General features: G+C 45.0%; 15 protein-coding genes. 6 read left to right on the top strand and 9 right to left on the bottom strand.

Annotation, left to right across the window (positions count from 1 at the left end; translation table 11 throughout):
* Positions 1–15: 15 nt before the first annotated feature.
* From R7127_RS05670 to R7127_RS05660, 3 genes are all read right to left on the bottom strand, one after another.
* On the bottom strand, positions 16–216 hold the full coding sequence (locus R7127_RS05670; protein WP_005376762.1) for a DUF4250 domain-containing protein: 201 nt from the start codon (positions 214–216) through the stop codon (positions 16–18).
* Positions 217–368: 152 nt separating this feature from the next.
* Positions 369–1,079, bottom strand: coding sequence for a hypothetical protein (locus R7127_RS05665; RefSeq protein WP_064376491.1), 711 nt, complete (start codon positions 1,077–1,079; stop codon positions 369–371).
* A gap of 86 nt (positions 1,080–1,165) precedes the next feature.
* Positions 1,166–3,622, bottom strand: coding sequence for an EAL domain-containing protein (locus R7127_RS05660; protein ID WP_262584530.1), 2,457 nt, complete (start codon positions 3,620–3,622; stop codon positions 1,166–1,168).
* A 425-nt stretch (positions 3,623–4,047) separates the two neighbouring features.
* Between R7127_RS05660 and R7127_RS05655 the strand changes: the two genes are divergently transcribed.
* From R7127_RS05655 to R7127_RS05645, 3 genes are all read left to right on the top strand, one after another.
* Complete coding sequence (locus R7127_RS05655) at positions 4,048–6,381, top strand: YgiQ family radical SAM protein (protein WP_005376759.1); 2,334 nt, start codon at positions 4,048–4,050, stop codon at positions 6,379–6,381.
* A gap of 262 nt (positions 6,382–6,643) precedes the next feature.
* Entirely contained in the window at positions 6,644–10,153 is a 3,510-nt protein-coding gene (locus R7127_RS05650) for a T6SS effector BTH_I2691 family protein (protein WP_085569778.1), read from the top strand.
* A 3-nt stretch (positions 10,154–10,156) separates the two neighbouring features.
* A complete protein-coding gene (locus tag R7127_RS05645) occupies positions 10,157–11,101 on the top strand; it encodes a hypothetical protein (RefSeq protein WP_005376756.1) in 945 nt (314 codons plus the stop codon).
* A gap of 134 nt (positions 11,102–11,235) precedes the next feature.
* Here the strand turns inward: R7127_RS05645 and R7127_RS05640 are convergent, their stop codons facing one another.
* Genes R7127_RS05640 through R7127_RS05630 form a run of 3 tightly spaced genes read right to left on the bottom strand, consistent with a single transcriptional unit; the run spans position 11,236 to position 14,106 of the window.
* Positions 11,236–11,652, bottom strand: coding sequence for a GtrA family protein (locus R7127_RS05640; protein WP_262584529.1), 417 nt, complete (start codon positions 11,650–11,652; stop codon positions 11,236–11,238).
* A gap of 4 nt (positions 11,653–11,656) precedes the next feature.
* A complete protein-coding gene (locus tag R7127_RS05635) occupies positions 11,657–13,063 on the bottom strand; it encodes an ArnT family glycosyltransferase (RefSeq protein WP_213971348.1) in 1,407 nt (468 codons plus the stop codon).
* 2 nt (positions 13,064–13,065) lie between these two features.
* On the bottom strand, positions 13,066–14,106 hold the full coding sequence (locus tag R7127_RS05630) for a glycosyltransferase family 2 protein (protein WP_020197904.1): 1,041 nt from the start codon (positions 14,104–14,106) through the stop codon (positions 13,066–13,068).
* Positions 14,107–14,258: 152 nt separating this feature from the next.
* Here R7127_RS05630 and R7127_RS05625 point away from each other — a divergent pair, with 152 nt between their 5' ends.
* Complete coding sequence (locus R7127_RS05625; protein ID WP_213971349.1) at positions 14,259–14,936, top strand: response regulator transcription factor; 678 nt, start codon at positions 14,259–14,261, stop codon at positions 14,934–14,936.
* Entirely contained in the window at positions 14,933–16,231 is a 1,299-nt protein-coding gene (locus tag R7127_RS05620) for a HAMP domain-containing sensor histidine kinase (RefSeq protein ID WP_318141839.1), read from the top strand. The genes R7127_RS05625 and R7127_RS05620 overlap by 4 nt, the downstream gene beginning before the upstream one ends.
* Positions 16,232–16,326: 95 nt before the next feature.
* Here R7127_RS05620 and R7127_RS05615 read toward each other — a convergent pair whose 3' ends face one another.
* Complete coding sequence (locus tag R7127_RS05615; protein WP_318141838.1) at positions 16,327–17,565, bottom strand: leucine-rich repeat-containing protein kinase family protein; 1,239 nt, start codon at positions 17,563–17,565, stop codon at positions 16,327–16,329.
* Between the two features lie 218 nt (positions 17,566–17,783).
* Between R7127_RS05615 and R7127_RS05610 the strand changes: the two genes are divergently transcribed.
* Positions 17,784–18,680 (top strand): 1-aminocyclopropane-1-carboxylate deaminase/D-cysteine desulfhydrase, encoded by an 897-nt coding sequence (locus R7127_RS05610; protein WP_064376498.1) that lies wholly within the window; start codon positions 17,784–17,786, stop codon positions 18,678–18,680.
* Positions 18,681–18,719: 39 nt separating this feature from the next.
* On the opposite strand, the gene R7127_RS05605 is transcribed toward R7127_RS05610, so the two are convergent.
* Together R7127_RS05605 and R7127_RS05600 are read right to left on the bottom strand one after the other, a co-directional pair.
* Entirely contained in the window at positions 18,720–19,262 is a 543-nt protein-coding gene (locus tag R7127_RS05605; protein ID WP_005457944.1) for a hydrolase, read from the bottom strand.
* 150 nt (positions 19,263–19,412) lie between these two features.
* Positions 19,413–20,273: a LysR family transcriptional regulator gene (locus R7127_RS05600; RefSeq protein ID WP_017634710.1), complete on the bottom strand. Its 861-nt coding sequence runs from the start codon at positions 20,271–20,273 to the stop codon at positions 19,413–19,415.
* Positions 20,274–20,348 lie beyond the last annotated feature (75 nt).

The raw sequence follows: 20,348 nt of genomic DNA, 5'->3' as shown, positions 1-20,348 counted from the left end.
TGGGTTATGAAAGGCTTAGCGTTGATATGCTTTAAATTGGTTAGTCAATGGATCGTACTGATAACCGAGCATATCAAGCTTGCCGACTACAGACTCTACATCCATCTCATACACTGATACTAACTCGTCAAAACTGTCGCACTCTAAACGTAGCTTTTCGTTGACGATACCTAGCAAAATAGTGCTGTCCAGATTACCTACATTGCTTAAATCCATCGCGACTCTCCTCTTCGACAAGGTATATAAACAAGCGTAGTAGTAATCACGCGAATTTAAAGTGAGTGAGATCTAAAACGTGATCACCTTATACCCAAGCATCAAGAAAGCACTTGGATATAAGCCGTCTAGCTTTGTCTTTAGAGTAGAGGTTAAGCCGCGAGAGAGAATAAACCTTGGAGGCTCGTCATCGACGCGAGTGCTAGCAACAAGGCAACGCTCAGTTGCACCTTTTCTGGTTTCTTATGCGTAAAAATATGCCAACACCACACAATAATTGAAGAAATTAACATAGCTAAAGACAGCAAGATTGGCTGTGTTGCAGCGTTCAGTGCAGCTTCATTTAACTGGTAAGAAGCAAACAACGTTGCGATGACTAATAGCATTCCAGACACAATGCCCGTAACTGGTAAAATACGGTGAAATGCCTGTAATCTGCTGCGAGCTATCGTAAGCAGCAATTGAGAAAATGACGCCCCAAGGAAAAATATCATTAGCGCTATCGCTATCGATGCTGGCCAGCTTGATTGCTCAAATACTTGAATACTCACATACGCAAAGGCCAAACCATTCGCTAAATACATCGCCCATAGTGGCCCTTTTTCACGCGTTTTCTTGGTTTGAACCTGAGAATAGAAGTAGAAAATAGCAAACACGATCATAAATGCTTCAATGCGAAGTGACGCAACAGCGAGCCACAATACAGCTACTGCAGGCAACATTTTATGAAGACGTCCTCGCTGACCAGGACAAATATCGCCCTTGATTAGAAGCAAAGTCAGTAGCGCTTGTGCGCCAAATAGCATCGGAGGGAAAGTAACCAGCAATTGTTGAATCATGTTGAATGCACGCTCAAAAGTCATTTTGGGGGGCGATAATATCAAATCAACTATCGCCAAACCACCGAAAGTCGGCCCCCAAATGAGCTAAAACGGTAAGACAATTTTATTCACAGAGAAGCAAGATACTTCAACGCGTCTTCCTGCGTTAAAACTCCACGGTACTCTTCTTTGGTATTACACAGTACCCAAGGGAAACGAATCCCGGTTTTAACCAACTCTCGAATAACAGAGACAGGTAAATCCTCATCAACCAACACAAATTCGGTGCTCATTATCTGATTAACAGGACGTTTCCAAATTCGGCTTTCTCGTTCAGTTTCTCGCTCTGTTCCCATCGAAGGCGTTAGGTGTAAATTCACCGTCTCTTTCGTAATTAACCCAACACAACGATTTTCATTGAGAACAACTAAAGGCGAGCTTGGATTCAAATTCATGTACTCCACTGCCAAGGAGAGCGGTTCTCCAGGGTCCATAGACCTGACTTGTTCATGGCTCAAAGATTGCAACACATCACTTTGCTTAGACTCAATCGCGATGTCAGAGAACAGATGCTCATAACTGTCCGCTTTATCCATCAAATCGACAGGCACGGCAGCAGAAAATAGAAAGCCCTGCATGTAATCGACACCGATTTCTGCCAATACTTGAAGTTCTTGCTTAGATTCCACGCCTTCAGCAACCACTTTTACATTCATTTGCTGTGCAAGCTCGGTGACCATTTTCACAATGTTATAGCTGGTGCTCCCTTTATGAATGTTCTTGATGAATTTTCGGTCTATTTTCAGTAAATCAAACTGCCCTTTTTCTAGATAAGAAAAAGAAGAATACCCAGTACCGAAGTCATCAATCGCGATCTCAACGCCCTCTTTCCGCACTTCCTCTAGAGCTCGAGTATGCTCCTCATCTTGTTCAAAATACGCGGTTTCTGTTAGCTCGATAGTTACTCGCTTAGGGTCTACACCACTGGCTTTAATCAAATCATGCGACCGCTGAAGGATCTGAAGAGAATCCAATTTCGTGTTGAGGGAGCGATTGATGGTCACGCCCACTTCCTCGCCATAAATTTCTTGTAAGCGCGGAAAGTGCTTCAACGCAGCTTGGCAGACCACGTCATCAAGTGCCGCTATGAGTTCTAGATCTTCAATAATAGCGATCATCTTTTGCGTACAATACGCATCATTTTCATCATAAAAGCGTGCGAGAGCCTCGAACTTAACCACGCTTCCGGTTTGAACGTCGATAATCGGTTGAAAGTAAACGTCCACTAGCCCACTCTCTATTTGCGCCTCCAAAAACGCCTCGAGATGTTGGCGCTTCACTAATTCAGAGTGAAGTTCACTGTCGTAAAAGTTGAAATAGCTGCTTTCACCGGAAATAGAGGACAACATCGCTTGCGCTGCATGTGCTAGCGCTTGTCTTGGTCGGTTCGTATCATAGCCAAGGATTGACACACCAGTTTGGCCTTTAACGATAGTGGCATGCATTTTTGTGCCCATTTCATTTCTAAGCTCATTAAAGAACCCTTTCATGGCAATTTGGATCAAACGAACCGGGCTCAACCATTGACAATGAGGGGTCTGCAAGCATACGACAAACACATCCCGAGATAACTGCCCCGCAATACTGGTGTAGCGACTTCGCATAATAAAATCTGCAAAACCTAATTGCTGTTCAAGCAAGTATCTCTCCGAAAACTTGGGTCTGAGTGTCATAACAATGTTGAGTTCTTTATTTCTGCTTTCATTCGCTAAGTTAGCTAATTGGAGTTCAAATTCTTTCCTCGTTGGTAAAAAGGCAGCCCAATCATGCTGTTGTTCACAACGATTTTTCATCCACAACAACGAAGCAGAAATATCCGTAGAAAATCCGAGATAAAGAATTCGTCCAGAGTGAAACGTAAGTCGGTAAATACAAAGATGATGAGCTTGGTTGCTACCATTTGCTGTTTTGCTCAGCAAGTTACCACACCAACATCCTTCATCATTAATTTGCTGCCACAGCTGCTCATAAAACGCTTGGCTATGGTGAGAGGTACTGAATATATGAGTTTTAAGCCCAACCAGATCTCGGTTTTGATAGCCCATTTGTAACTCAAAGGCACGGTTACAACCTAAGATGCGCGTATCTTCATCGGCAACTAAAACGCCTACATTTGGCAAATCAAAAATCGTTTCGAGGATTTTCGCTAACTCCTCGCAACCAGTGATTGTTAATTGTGGAATGATAGTGCCTTGGATAATGCGCTTATTGAGCCTTTCAAAACTAATAGTAACGTGCACTAAGTTAACGTTTTTTAGCATCATGCAACAAGAAAACCGCCCCCGTCCGCCAAAGAGTTCCACTTCTAGAATTCGTTGTTTTAGCGTTTCTTGTTGCCCCATCAGCATATGATCAAACAAGTTATTTAGGCTGGTTACTGGCGTACTTATCCCAAATGCCTTTGCCATTCCTTGCTGATCACATTCGAACTCGCGAGTATCAATATCGTAAGACCACTCTATAACAGGAGTTAGACTGGAAGTCGTTTGCATTTTTGGATGCACTGTTGTCGTAGATTCACTCATACCCTAGCCCCTTTTTTTGTAATTAGCCCAAGGCTCAAAATTCACAGTCAATTCGCGACATTCCAGTTGGGACCTGCCGATCCTCTTTATAGATGGATTGTGTCAACGATAAGCCTATCGACTTAGAACTATTTCCAGAGCAGCTCAGCCTTTTGCATTTAATATGCACTAATTTGATTATAGGCTTTACCCCACATAAGCACACCATTGCTTATTCTTTGTATTAAGATTGCGACATTTTTCATGAACCGATCTATAACCATGAGGCTTTCAAGGTGAAATTAGACAGAAAATCGCCGATAGAGCATTGATATTTTTACAAACCAAATAAAACTCGATGAACTAAGCTTGAATAGATGAGTTTGTTATAGATACCTGATAATCAAATCGCTATAATTCGCGCTCCCTGGAACAGAGAGCAAAATATGACCAATAACATCACTCCTATTCATGAGTACAAAAAATACTGGGCAGAGTGTTTTGGTACGGCACCTTTCTTGCCGACCAGTCGCAAAGAAATGGATGCCCTAGGATGGGATAGCTGTGACATTATCATTGTAACCGGTGACGCTTATGTGGATCACCCAAGCTTTGGTATGGCTATCATTGGCCGCCTGCTAGAAGCACAAGGTTTCCGTGTCGGTATCATTGCTCAACCAGAATGGCAAAATAAAGATGCGTTCATGCAACTTGGTAAGCCAAATCTGTTCTTCGGGATCACTGCGGGTAACATGGACTCCATGATCAACCGTTACACCGCGGATAAAAAGCTTCGTCACGATGACGCGTACACACCGAATAACGAAGGTGGTAAACGCCCAGACCGAGCAACGTTGGTTTACTCTCAACGTTGTCGTGAGGCATACAAAGAAGTACCTATTGTTTTAGGTGGTATCGAAGCTAGCCTACGCCGTGTTGCGCACTACGATTACTGGTCAGATAAAGTTCGCCGTTCTGTACTGTTTGATGCAAAAGCAGACATCCTACTTTTTGGTAACGCAGAGCGCGCACTTGTCGAAGTAGCACATCGCATCGCAAACGGCGAAGGCATCAGCACCATGACCAATATTCGTGGTACTGCCGTGAACTTGCCAGCGGCGCCAGAAGGCTACACGGTTATTGATTCTTCTCGCATTGAAAAACCTCGTAAAGAAGCGTTCGTACCAAAGAACCCATACGAAGTAGAAACTCAGTGTGAAACTAAAAAAGATGAGCCTGTTGCACAACCAATCACGATTCGCCCATCACGCCACGATGCTGCGACGACTGCGGTCCGTTTACCTTCGTTTGAAAAGCTAAGAAACGATCGTATTCTTTATGCGCATGCAAGCCGTGTATTGCATCTAGAAACGAACCCGTACTCTGGTCGAGCGTTACTTCAAAGCCATGGTGATCGTGAACTTTGGGTAAACCAAGCTCCAATTCCATTGACGACCGAAGAGATGGACTTTGTGTTTGGCCTGCCTTACGCGCGTGTCCCTCACCCTATGTACGGGAAAGCAAAAATTCCTGCGTACGACATGATCAAGACGTCTGTAAACATCATGCGTGGTTGCTTTGGTGGCTGTTCTTTCTGTTCGATTACCGAGCATGAAGGTCGAATCATTCAAAACCGTTCGAAAGAGTCTATCATCAACGAGATTGAAGAAATTCGCGACAAAGTTCCAGGCTTTACCGGCACAATTTCCGATCTTGGTGGCCCGACTGCAAACATGTACCGCCTGGGCTGTAAAGATCCAAAAGCGGAAGCGAACTGTCGTCGTCCTTCTTGTGTATTCCCGGGCATCTGTAACAAGCTAAACACAGACCACAAACACACGATCGATTTATACCGCGAAGCGCGTAAAGTTGAAGGCGTGAAGAAAGTGATGGTTGCATCTGGCGTACGTTACGACCTTGCGATTGAATCACCAGAATACGTGAAAGAGCTCGTGACTCACCACGTAGGCGGTTACTTGAAGATTGCACCGGAACATACAGAGAAAGGTCCTCTTGATCTAATGATGAAGCCAGGCATGGGTACGTACGATCGCTTTAAAGAGATGTTCGAGAAATACAGTGCAGAAGCAGGCAAGAAGCAGTACTTAATCCCTTATTTTATCTCTGCGCACCCAGGCACAGAAGACGAAGACATGCTGAACCTTGCTCTGTGGCTGAAAAAGAACAACTTCGAATGTGACCAAGTACAAAACTTCTACCCTTCGCCAATGTGTAACGCAACGTCGATGTACTACTCAGAGACAAACCCTCTGAAACGCGTGAAGTACAAAAAACGTGAAGATGTACCTGTAGCAAAAGGTGAACGTCAACGTCGCCTACATAAAGCGCTGTTGCGTTATCACGATCCAGCAAACTGGCCAATGATCCGTGAAGCCCTAGTCAGTATGGGTAAAAAACATTTGATTGGTGACAAACAAGGCTGTCTCGTTCCTGCAGAAGACATTGAAGCACAAACACCTGCGCAACGTCGTAAATCTGGTCGTCACGGGGCAAACCGCTTTGCAACCAAACATACCAAAAACCAACCAGGCTTCGGTGGTCATTTGAACAAACGCTCTGAAGGCGGTTCAAAAGATGGTAAACCATCTGGCAACCGTAACGGTTCGGGTAAAGCTACAGGTGGTCAACACCCTGCAAGCAACGGCCAACGTCCTAGCGGCAACGGTGCAAACCGCCCGGCAGGTAGCAAGCCGCAAGGCCAAGGTCGCCCACAAGGACAAGGCAAACCAGCTGGTCAACGTAAACCAAAGCGTCGCTAATTATTTAGAGCTTAAATACTAGAAAGGGCTCCAGAGTTAACTCTGGAGCCCTTTTGTTTTGTCGGCTCATTGAGGCATCACTAATAACTCAAACTTTGATTCAATCAATACAAAAAATGGTAAACACCAACCAACTTATTGGAAAAACAAACAATTATTTGATTGAAGCAAAACCATAAAAACATAACTCATTGATTTTTAATTGCTTTATTTTGGTGCGATATTTGCGTAACAGAGTAAAACTCTTAAACATGGGCTAACGATGAATAATCCACTTCCTCCAAAAACTTCTATGTTCTGGTATGACAACAGCTATACCTATGAGGAGGCCGTTCAGGCATTTGAAAGCGATGGTACACTGAAATCGCTGAATATCGTTCCAACCACGGAATCCGATGATCTTGCTGGCTCCCCCCCAGAGCGCAGTATGTTTTGGGAGGGAGAAACAAAAAAAATCGATCCGCCACCGCCGTCTGAACCAGAGCCTCTCAATTTAAAAACTGAGAAAGAAGCAACGGAAGCATCACCTGCGCACTTTATCCCAGTCCGCTATGCCATCGATCAGCTAGAAACAGAAGAGACACAACCTTTTGGTTTGCCTGAAGAATGGAAAGGCCAAGGCCCAGCCAAACTCAATACCGTTGGTTACACCCTGCGTCAACTGCGCGACGGTTGGCTGTATGTCTATGATGCAATCAACAAAAGCTTAGACGAATACGAAATCAAAGGAACGCAATTCACGCTCTATAAGTTGGGAGAATCAGAAAGCCCAAAATCAGAGCAGCGTGGGACACCACAAGATGCAAAGCCCTTTCTTACTTACGTCAACGGAAGCGTACTATCGATTTGCTTCTCTGAGCACCGCTGGACATGGCACACGTTCATGCGCGTACTTAACAATCCGAGTAATCATATCGATCGCATGCAAACCATTGTTCTGTCCTCAAACGAGAACCAGCACAACATTGCATCAATAGATAAGTTAACCCAAGTCGCTGATATTGAATCTTCTGCCGTCGATGATGGTCGCTTTGCGGATTCTGGCATCACAACCAAAGCCGATGAATATGGTTCCATCTTTAAACCTGTCGCAGTCAAAAGCGATTTAACCTCTGCGATTCCAGAAGAAGAGTCAGGCTACTTCGTCGCGATAAAAGATTACGCCGCAGACATTCAAGATATGTCACTGCATTTTGTTGGTGCCGCAAGCCCTTACCGCCTTTTCACTGACCAGTTTTCAAACCAGTGGAACTTGATGCAGACCGCCATGCAGCTGTGCATGTTCGGGGCAAGCGACAATATAGACATGCCTACAGGAGTAAAGCGCAAAAACCAAGAGCTTGAATTCTATATGGACATGGCGGATTACTATGACAACTCAACAATGGTTGACATTACCAGTGAATCTCAAGCAGCTATCATCAAAGGAATGCCGTCTTCATTTTCCCAGCAAGCTATCGATGATTACCAAAAGTCCACTTCAGAAATAGCAGAGGCCATACAGAAAAAATATGGCATTTCAGCAAACCGATTTGGTAAATACGAACAATGGATAGCGACTGAACGCTGGCGTCAGCAGCTCAACTGGAAGCAAATGCTGAGCGAGATGAAAGAGCTGTCAGAACAAAAAGAAAACATGCTAACCCAAGTGGTTTCGGTCAAACGCGACTTTATCGCAGTAATGGAGTCCTTAACGCCGCATCATCTCGAAAGAACCTTCGACCTATACAGCGAAGACACGCAGTACAGCTTGTATCAACTGCACAAGCAAGCGGTTGAGTCATTTACTCTGGTGATACAAGAAGAAGACCGCCAATGGGCTGAAAGCCAATGGGAGAAACCAACCAGTTTACTTGCTCTCTATGCCTCTGGGTTTAGTCGTAGTTTATTTAAAGTGATGGAGAAGAATATTACAGAGGCGCTTGATGAACAGTCGATCGTCTCAGAAAACCCTGATCCTGATAATCAGTTGATGGACCAGATATCTGATACCGGCAACCGCGTGAATATGTACTCTAAGATCATGGACTTTGTTTCCAACCCAAACACTGCGGAAACAGCCTTTCTCAAAGATATCGCCAAAGGTTTCCAAGAGCTGGATATTATTTTTAAATCTGCAATAGGTGCGCTTGCAAAAGGCGTTGTAGAGTTTGGTGTTAGCATGACCTCACAAGTATCAATTTCGCTGATGCCTGTTTTCGCTAAACCTCTGAACCGTCATAGCTATTATTTATTTGCCGTTATTGCAGAACATATGGCACACAATATGCCTGTTACTGTAAATGAAAGCTACGCTCGCGATTTTAAAAAATGGAAAACACGCGTAAATGATTACCCAAGTGAGCTCAAGAAAAACGATGCGGTCATTGCTGACTTCCAGAAAAACAACCGCAAAGCCGACTCTAAATACACAACAGCTTTAAAAAATAAAAAGAGAATTAAGAAGGCACTCGCTGTAGCTACATTGGAGTACCCACAGTACATTGAGTTACCTGATGATCTACCTCAAAGAACCATCGAGCTTAGAACGCGGATCGCTATGAATAAGCTCAATGATTTGAATAAACTGTTCGAGAATGCCGGTGGTCTAGGCTTTATGGCATTAGTATTTAACTGCATCGCGCTTGGTGATGCCATGAGTAGTATCCAAGACACTGGGTTAATGTCCTCAGATGAATTTTTAGATATCCAGCAAAAGCTTTTATATACAGCCAACGCTTGGACGGGGATTCGCACGGGTAAATTATGGGATAGTGTGAAGGGTGATCCTCGGTTAAGGTCACATTCATATAAAGCATTAAAAGAGTTAGTAAATAATAATGCCCGTGGTTTTGATAACTTGATCCTTGATGACTTAAAGGTATTCAATAAATGGCTAGCTGTGACCGGAGTTATTGGAGCTCTTGCTTCGGGTATAGAGGCCTATCGTTCATGGAAGAACATAGACGGTTTACATGGGAGCGCAAGAGTTGTCGAATACTTCAACTTTGCATCTTTAGTTGGATTGACACTTGTAGGTGGGTTTCAAGCTATCGGTGGATTAACTGGGATTTGGTCTGCAAATATTCTGTTTGGAGGTCCGATCATGTTTGTCATTATGGGCCTTACTGCAGTTTACCTTCTTAGTAATCATATAATGAGTAAACTTAAACAAGATGATTATCAAAAGTGGTTAGATAAACTTCCTTGGGGCTATCACCCAGATAAAGCCCTGTGGAGTCAATCCTCAAGCTTGGTAGAGAGAGAAAAGCATAATTCCTCTTTAGTGCAAGAGGCTCTTTTTGAGTTAAAAACCATAATGGATAAACCTTTGATCTGCCAAATACCATTGATGCGTACCGTTCCGAATTCAACAACACAGTATCCGGCAGCAAAACAAGAATTGTTTGGTATTGAGCTACATATCCAAGTTCCCACCAATACAGCAAGAGATGGAATAAAACTTCGGACAAATACTTCTGTAACAGAGGGAGGACTGGGGTCGGGAGCTTGGCACACTGGAGTAGATCTAGAAACGTTGGATAGTTCAACAGATTCCTCAGATTCTCAAAGTGTCTATAAATTGACTTTACCAATGAAAGACTCGGCTAAATATTTAGCATTTGAGATAGAATACATTCTTGATGAGAAGAGCGAATTTAACCGTAAGTACTGGTTCCAAAATAATGCAAAACAGCGTGCAACTTATACAGCAATTTCAGACAATACCAAACAAGCAACGATCAGAAGTTCATTATCTTCGATTAATAGTGAACTTAGCTTACAGGAGTAACCTTTGGCTTATTTACCTTTCTATATTACCCCAGAAGAATTTTCAGCATACCAAGAAGAGCAGGAGCAAAAAATTCTTAACGGGATGAATCTGACAGTCTGGCATAAGCACGATATTGAAGAGCCTTTTCGATACTTATACCTATCAATTGCTATAGCTGCTGTCAGTCCATTATTTTTCCTTACCTATTTCCTACATGATAGTAGTGAAATGATCTTAACTTACATTTTATCGGGGCTGACGATAATCATGTCTGGTGTGTCTTATCTGACATTTGGTTTGGACAATCGGTATGATTACACCTTCTCCGATCGCGGGTTAGTCATAAAAAAACGACGTAATTTACCGAATTGGGTAAACTCCGCGGCTCAAGTCATGGGCTGGATTGGAGCAATAGTTTGTGTCGTGATGGTTGGAGTTGCTGGACCGATGGTTCTTGTCGGAGCCGGTGGCTTTATATTGGTTTCATTTGGTATGCTTAAACGTCAGCCTGATGAACCAACAGAAGTGAGGGTCGGAGAACGTGAAGACTGGCTCTTTGCTGATTACAATAAGAAAAGAAAAGTAATTAAGTTCTTTTTTAAGCATGACACATGCGAATATATTAATATAGAACATACTAAGATTTCACGCTTACACAACCGATTCCACTATTACGTATTTTTCAAAACCGTGTCTGACTTAGAGTCTATGGTCAATCAGCTAGCCACGGAATATAAGCTTGACTGTACAGAAGTCGCCGACCACAAAAAGCTATTTGAAGCTAAGCCAGAGGCTAGACTGTTTGGTACGCCAGTTTGTTATAAAGAATATCAAACCGATGAGGTATTTGATTTAAGGGCGTCAAATGCCCCGCTCCCAGAGCGAGAGTACCTATATAACGGCAAGTGGCAAACCGAGTCTGAAATCGAACAATCAAAATCTGAACTAACGGCAGCCAAGGTATAAACCTTGGCTTGTTTACCTTTTTACATCCCCCCATGAAAAGCTTTAGATTTACTCTGATGTACAAAAAGAAAAATTGGTTCAAATAACGAATTTTTAACTCGAGGATAGGATAGTAAGCCCGAACCTTTCTATCCTCAACTAAACACCCATTTTGCACTGAGTAAATAGTTACTCACCATGCCTACCAATATGCCTAAGCTCAAAGCCAAATAGACCATCATTCCTTGCGTTCCTAGCGCGAGCGTTACGCCTTTAAACACAATAAAATTCGGCAAAGCACTGATACAGGCACTCATCATAGACTTTTTCCATTGAGCGAAAGGGTTGGTTTTTTCTGCTTGAGAGAAAGTCAGCCAGCGATTGCCAAGCCAAGTCGTGGTTGCTGCAAACAAAAATGCTATCCCACGAGCCAGCATCAACTCCAGACCAAACCAATGGAACAACACAGAAAAGATAAGGGTGTCGACCATAAAGCCGACACCACCTACTAGAGCAAACCTTGTTAACGAAGCAAACCTTTCCAGCGAAGCAAATTTTGGTAATTTGCGCATTCCGTTATCCAACCACACAGGTGTAGAGTGAGCGTTTCGATTTTGCTGTGAACTCGTTGGTACAACTCAACGCATTTTCATGAATCATGCTATCCACTTGCTGCGATTTACCAATCAGATGGAATTTCTTCAGATTGTTTAAGTCATTCTTATCTTCAAGCTCTTTCGCCTGACCATGACTATAGAACTGACCTGAGAACGGGCGCTTACCAATGTAAAAGACCGGAGCGTTGTCATTAATTTGTGCGAAGATTATACGGTCGCTGCGGCTATCTGCTTTGCCCATATTCAAAACCAACATCGCAATCATAAGCAGGGCTGGCAACACCGCTGCCGTTCCGGTCAACCATTTGAAATCGTGTTTATCCACCAGCATTGCAATCAAGATACCCAATGCAGGCACACCCGGTAATACGTAAGCAGGCAGAATATTCCCAGCCATGGTGAACAAGATCATTGGAGAAATCAGCCAACACATCAGGAAGCTAAATAGACCTTGATGATCAGTTTCAATGGCTTTGAGTACTTTACGACGTTTCCACGCCAAGATAGGCAATACAATTGACCAAGGCGCAGCCGATTGCAGCCAGAATACCCAGATCATCCCACGTGGTTGATCATGAGCAGAGCCATACAGATCCCCTTCCCAACCGCTGACAACAAAACGCTTAAAGTGCTCGCCAACAATGAAGTAATCAATAAATCCAGGCGTCGCCATTTCTGCCATGATGTACCACGGTAGAGCAATCGCCAGCATGAGCACCAACCCCGATACAATAGGAAAACGCTGCCACAGGGCTTTGAAGGCACCAAAGAAACCATGCTGAATCACGAGCCAAGGAAACACTGCGATACCCATGATCACGATCGCCACTGGACCTTTTGCTAACAGCCCGCAAGCCAAGCCAAAGAAACCGAGGTAACCCCACAATCGGCTGTGTTTGTCTTTGCCAAGCCAGCAGTAGTAAAAGCCGACCATCGCCATCGTCATTGCCAACGTCAGCGCCATGTCTGTCATCACCGCACCCGCAGCAATTGAAAAGATGCCACACGTCGCCAGTACCAACGCTGCGATGACTGCATTAAAACCCGCGCGATGCGCCATGAAAGCAACAAAAACAATCGTCGCAACACCCGCTAACCAATGAGGCGCGCGCACTGCAAATTCATTCAATCCAAACAGCTCAATGCCGTAAGCACTCATCCAAGTGAACAGGGGTGGTTTCCCCCAAAAAGGCACGCCGTAATCAAACTGTGGGGTAAGCCAATTGCCGGTTTCCACCATTAAGCGCGCCATTTCGCCGTAGCGGGCTTCTGTGGTGTCCATCAAAGGGTAAGCGGCAAGTGAAATAAGACGGAGTAAAAGAGCAAACGCCAACAACAACCACAGATGGGTTTTATTAATACTCATGATTACGCGGTTTCTCCCAGTTTAAACTTCATGGTTTGGATGGATTGATGTTTTGCAGGCTGCTCGTAAACAGACTGAACAAGATAAAGAGGACGTTGCTTGGTCTCGACAAAAATGCGGCCAATGTATTCGCCTAAAAGGCCAATCGACAGCAGTTGCACACCGCCCAAGGCAAGTTGCACCACCATCATGGATGGGTAGCCAGTGACAGGCTCACCAAACACAACAGTTTTCATCACTATGAATGCGCCATAGATAAAGGCACTGAACGCCACTAACGCACCGGCAAGTGTCGCTAAGCGCAAAGGGCGAATGGAAAACGAGGTAATGCCGTCCATTGCAAGGCCAATCAACTTGAGGTAGTTCCATTTGGTTTCACCACAGAAACGAGCGTCACGTTCAAACTGAACCGTCACTTGCTTGAAACCCGGCCAAGAAAAGATGCCTTTCATGTATCGGTTACGCTCTGGCAACGCATTGATGTGTTTAACCACTTTTGCGCTCAGTAGACGGAAATCGCCCACGTTTTCAGGCACATCCAATTTCGCCATGCTGTTAAGCACTTTGTAAAAGCATGCGGCCGAGAAGCGTTTGAACCAGGTTTCGCCGTGGCGTTCACTGCGCTGCATGTTCACTACGTCATACCCTTCACGCCATTTTGATACCATTTGCGGGATCAACTCAGGCGGGTCTTGCAAGTCAGCATCAATCACGATCACCGCTTCACCTTGGCAGTGTTCCAGACCCGCACTCATGGCGGACTCTTTGCCGAAGTTACGGCTTAATGCAATACAACGAACGTCGCTAGAAGATTGAGAAAAGTTTTGCGCGATCATTAGGCTGTCGTCTTTGCTGCCGTCGTCCACATAAACGATTTCACAGCGTTCTGGCATTTCATCCAAAACGGCGGCTAAACGACGATGAAATTCAGGCAAGACTTCTTGCTCGTTAAAGAATGGCACCACAACAGACAAAACTGTTTTAGGCTCAGTGTGTTGGCTCACCTTTGAAAAGGTTGCAGCGTGAATGTTGAAGGTTGACATGCTACTCTTCCACTAAATCCGATGAATGAATCCAGTCTACAAACATCAATGTGAAAGAGATGTTGTTGACATCTTTTTCACGTTCTTAGTGAATAATGTTCGGTTAAGACGAAGTCTTATTTTCGAAAACCCGCCCACTTGGAGAGAAATACATGAAACGCATACTTTTAGTCGAAGATAATCGAGAAATCGCAGGCATGCTGTTCGATTATTTTGAGTGTGCAGGTATGGAACTCGATTATGCAGACAACGGTGAGCTCGGTTTGAAACTGGCGATGGAAAACACCTTCGACATCATCCTGCTCGACCTCATGCTACCACGCATGGATGGCCTGACCATGTGTAATAAACTTCGCGACGCGGGCAACAACACACCAGTGCTTATGCTGACGGCACTTGATAGCCGTGACGATATGCTCAAAGGCTTCCAACACGGTGCCGATGATTACCTGACTAAACCTTTCGATCTTGATATTCTAGAAGCGCGCATGATGGCACTGATCCGCCGTTACCGTGGCACTGTCGCATCGAGTAAGTTGGAATACGGTGAAGTCTCTATCGACCAAAAAACGCGTAAAGCTTACCGCCAAGATAAACTGCTAGCGCTAAACCCAACCACTTACACCATTCTGGAAATGCTTGTGAAAAGCGCACCAGATGTGGTGACACGCGAAGAAATCGCCTTCCAACTTTGGCAAGAGAACGAGCCGAACAACGACGTTCTGCGCAGCCACATTTACCAACTTCGCAACCAACTTGATAAGCCATTTGAACAACATGTGCTTATCACCGTGCCGAAAGTTGGCTTCCGATTGGAGACTGGTGCATGATCAATCGCTTACTTGCTAGCACGCAAAGCACACAAAGTATGACAGGGCGACTCGCTCTGTTTTTCTCTTTTGTGTCGGTCGTGATTGGCATCTTCTGCTTTTTGTTGATTACCGGCTCCCTGCTTTGGTCTGAAGACCGCGTGGGCGAGCGTCGTATTATGGTCGACAAAAAAGAAGCGATTGAACATTTCCAGTCCCACCCAGAGCAAGGTAGTATTCAGCTTGACCTGCTCACCACCGCATACAACGACATCTCATTGGTTGCCGAGCGCTACCAAAAATACCTGATTGGTCAAAAGCACTTTCTTGATGAAGTAGAAGACGGTGAATACTCGCGCATGGTTTACATGAGCACTTACACCTACAAAGGCGTTGAACATCCCGTTATTCTGGTTTCCTTGATTGATGAAATCGAGATCACCTCAGAGGAATTCATTCTCGTCGTCGCTATGGTGCTGTCCATTGTCGCCGTGCTGGTGTTTCTGTTTGGTAGTCTGCTGCTGCGCTTATCACAGCGCTTAATTGAACCCGTCAATGCGCTTAAAACTCAACTCGATCACCACCAAGGCGATGCCACGCAGACCTTTAGTGTGCCTGAGGGCTCGGCCAAAGAGTTCCAAACCCTCGCGGATGAGTTGAATGAATATCGCCACAAAATCAACCAAGTCATCAAGCGCGAGCAAGCCTTTGCACGATACGCAAGCCATGAACTGCGTACACCGTTAACCGTGATGAAAGGCTCAAGTAGCTTACTGGCGAGAAGTGCGAACACAGATTTCCAGACCCGCCAAGTGAATCGAATTCAGGATGCAACGCAGCAAATGTCGACTATGGTGGATGCCCTACTCGGCTTAGTACGTTACGAGCGTAATGCAGATGATTCACCAGTGCGCAGCATCACCGAAGAAGAACTCAACCAAATCATCTTCCAAAGCCAAGCTCAGGCGGATGAGAAAGCACTCAACTTTAATGTACAGAACGACGGCCACCCAAGAACGCGTGCGACCAATGCCGTGTTGACCATAATTCTTGGTAACCTGATTCGCAACGGCATCGCCGCGACACCATCGGGATCAATTCATATCAGCATGGATGAAAACACCATCTCGGTGCGCGATGAAGGTGAAGGCTTTTCGACCATTCCGCACTCAGATGGGCACGGATTAGGTTTGATGATTGTGGATGATTTGTGCCAACGCTATGGCTGGCAATTTAAGATTGGTACACATCCAGAGGGTGGTTGTGAAGCAGTAATTGACCTTACGTCAGAGCATCAAGAGGCTTGCTCAGAGTAACTTCCCCAGCGCCTAATTCAATTGAGAGGTATCTACTTTGCTCAGTATCAAACGAGCAATTCGATACCTCTTTCTAATTTCGATTGAATGAAATCTTATGCTGCAAGTGCTGCTAGTCGATTGAATGCTTGCGATGCCGATTCCGACGCGTCACACACAGAAAACATATCTTCGATAAAGTACTTCAACGCTCTAGATTCAATGGTTCGGATTGCCGCTTGCTGTTCGTCCGATAAGTAACCGTAAATGCTCGCCGCACCAAAATCGCCGAAGATCATCTCACCTTGCTCATTCACCAAAGTATTGTGCGCATACAAATCGCCATGGCACACCTTGTTGTCGTGCAGGTGATTAAACACGTCCACCATCTGCTCAACAATGGAATTGACTTGCTCGACCGTCAACGTAAAACCTTGTGGGAATGTATCTCGGGTGCAAGTTTCCAACGTTGGTGGCAAACCCAAGTTGTAGTAACAGTTTGGGATCAGCTCCATAACCAAAGCAAGCTCATTACCGTCATCCACTTGCGCGATGGATTTCACCAAGTTGTTGTGATGCCCGGCTTGCAAACATGCTTCAAGTTCATCATGTGGGTAGCCGTCACTGGTCACTTCACCCTTGAACACTTTCACCGCAACTTCGTTCGGGAAGTCGTATTGAGCGTCAGTCCAGTTAGCATGAGAAATCACGCCACTCGCACCTTGGCCAAGAACATGGTTAAGTGAGCAACTGTTTGTGGTCACTTTAGGCACGCTGTCTAGCGAAGATGGATGTTTGCAGAATGGGTTACCTGCGAATGCAAACCATGCCAATTTAGGCAGCTTCATCAACACATCCGGGAAATGCTCTAACTGGTTTGCAGATAAACGAATCAATTCTAAATTGACCAAGTTTTCCATGCTGTTTGGCAGTTGTTTGATGCGATTGCCCGCCAAAGCAAGCTTTCTTAGGCGCGGTCTTTCACCCAGGCTGTTTGGCAGAACTTCAATCTCGTTGTCGGTCAGAATCAACCAACGTAACTGAGTTGGTAGTGAGGCTTCACTGACTACTTTGATCTTGTTGGTTTTAAACCCAACCATCTCAAGGTTTGGCAGCTTGCCCAACACCTCTGGCAGATGGGTGAACAGGTTGTTGGAAGCAAAGATGATTTTTAGCTTGGTCAGCTGTTCCAGTTCTGGTGGTAAATCTGACAGTGCGTTGCCAGATAAATCTAACACTTCAAGCGTTTCTGCAAGCTCTAATATTTCCATAGGAAACTCAGTTAGCCCTTCCGCCAACTTCAGTTGTTTCGTTCCTACTAATTGTCCTGTTTTTAATTGTTCTAGAGTTTGCAAAACCAAGCCTTCTGATTGAGTTGAAATAAGCGGCGTAGTGTACGTGGCTTAAAGCAGAAAGGCGAGCCGTGGAATTGAATCCCCTGAAAACAAAGCGGCAAAACATCAGGAATAACGAAATGGATGTACTGAAACCCAGACTTTTTATCTGGGTTTAATGGCGTTACACTACGCGCCCTTTTTAACGGCAAGGTCGCGTGGTTGGACACGTCAGCAGCATGAAACTCTCTGAAAGCCCGATAACTCAACACAACTTCAACGGTCATACGTTTTTTCTTAAGCGTGATGACATGCTGCATTCTCACTTTTCTGGGAACAAAGCACGTAAGTTTATGGCGTTGATGAAAACGCAGAACAGCGACATCAAAACCCTCATCAGTTATGGCTCTGCTCAATCCAACGCGATGTATTCGCTTGCCGCTCTGGCGCAAATCAAAGGCTGGAACTTCGAATTCTACGTTCAACACATTCCTTCTTGGCTTAAAGACTCCCCTATCGGCAACTATCGTGGTGCGCTTGATTTGGGTATGAAAATCACCGCCATGCAAGACATCGGTAGCGAACTTCACCCTAGTGAATACATCCACCAGGTACGAAGAGTAGATGAGTCGACATTGCTGATTCCAGAGGGTGGACGTTCCCACCTCGCTGAAGCTGGCATCAAACAGTTAGCACGAGAAATTCTTGATTGGACGCGATTGAGAGGTAAAGAGCAGTTTACGGTCGCCCTGCCATCAGGTACTGGCACGACGGCTTTATATCTTCATAAACATTTAAGCCCACACGGCATAGAAGTGCTAACTTGCCCTTGCGTAGGCGATGCAGATTACTTAACTGAGCAGTTCAACCAGCTCGGTGAAAACAGCCACCCAACCATTTTAACCGTGCGCAACAAACACCATTTTGGTCGCTTGTACGAAGAAGATTACATCACATGGAAAGCACTCTTTGAGCAAACCGACCTCGAATTTGACCTGTTATACGACCCGTATATGTGGCAATGCCTCACCCCTTGGTTGGAAGAGAACACAGATAAAACGGTGATTTATATTCACCAAGGCGGGTTACTTGGCAACGAGTCGATGTTGCCAAGATATCAACGAGAATTTGAATAGCGTGTTCAAATAAAGTTGTTGCTGATTACAGTGATTCCACTATTTGATGAGCGCCAGAATTTCTTTGAATTCAGGTGCTCGGCAATCTTCGACCATTTCATACAAACACATTTCTAACCCAGTGAGCACCACACCGTTAGCGGTTAACTTCGCAAGAGCGAGCGCTTTATTGGCAGCGGTTCGGGAAGAGACACAATCCGTGACTAATTCAACGCGATAACCGGACTGGCGCAGAGAAACCGCGGTTTGATAGACGCAAATGTGGGATTCAATACCGCAAACCAACCAGGTATCAACTTTCGCGTTCTCCACCGCGACCTTAAACGTCGCCTCTTTGCAACCATCAAACGTGTACTTGGTAATAGGTAAATGCGTGCTTTCAAGCACTTCACGAATCGGCTCCGCGGTTGGGCCCAACCTTTCTGGATTCTGTTCTAGCCACAGAATAGGCAAATCTAGTGCTTTGGCGCCCTTTACCAGTTTCGTGATATTTTCAATCAGTGCGTCGCTTTCATGCATTAATGTAGCGAGTTTGCCCTGAACATCCACCACAATCAGGCCCGTGTTTCCTTTCGATAACATTTCCATCTCCTATCTTGTGCGACCACAAACCATACTCAACAAGTTGAGCAAAAGTTAATGTATCAGAACCCTTTCATGTTAGAGCAATAAAACCTAGAAAGATGACCTTCGCTCACACATTTGCCCTTAGGTAAGAGTGGTTTGGACTGGCTATTTAAATTTCTCTCGAATTAGTTCAATCAAGGCTTTGACTTTATTGGGCAGAAATAAGGCCGAGGGATAAATCAGAGTAAGATGCTGCTTCGGATGCGCGAATTGAGGCAGCACCTCGACCAACAAACCGTCTCTCAGTGCAGGCTTGGAATGAATTTGAGGAATAAACGCGATGCCGTTTCCTGCTATCGCCATCGAGCGCAGCAAGTTGAGGTCATCCGAACGCAACGCCACATGCAGATCTGAATCGAGCAAATCGGCATTGTAACGATTAGTTAAAAGGCGATGCTGCTTAAGATCTTCCACCGTTTTTACTGGCGGATGCGATTCTAGATAGGCTTTTGACGCAACAAAGTGACTACGATAAGGCAAAAGACTGAACTGCACATAGCTGTCATCGGTGACTTTGACCACGCTCGGAAGAAGCTGTAAATCAAACGATTGACGCTTGAGATCGACACTCTCTTGATGGTTTTCGATCTCGACCGAAATCTCCGGATACCGCGTTGTGTACTCAGTGATGATCGCGTTAAACGCGGCAGAGCTCATCAATGCGGAAGGAATGGCTAAACGCACCTTGCCCGTCAGCTCTTGTTGATATTCGTGCATGGCATTTAAACCTTGCTGAATATGGTCAATAGGCTGCCCCACCAACTCAAACAAGCGTTTCCCGTGCTCCGTCAACTCAATGCTGCGTGTTGTGCGAATCAAAAGCTGTACCCCGAGCGATTTCTCTAATTCTTGCAGACGACGACTCACTTTTGAGCGTTGTAGTTGATTCGCCTCTGCCGCTGCACTTATACCGCCGTGAACCACCGTCTGAGTGAATAGGTAAATATCATCAAAATTAACGTTCATTGTCCTATTTTTAGGTCATTTATGTTCGTATTATCATTCTACTGAATTGTGAGTGACTTCTCTATAATCCGCTAT

Source organism: Vibrio sp. 1159 (assembly GCF_033340395.1).
GTDB classification, from domain to species: Bacteria; Pseudomonadota; Gammaproteobacteria; order Enterobacterales; family Vibrionaceae; genus Vibrio; species Vibrio alginolyticus.
This window is presented reverse-complemented; position numbering and strand designations above follow the sequence as displayed.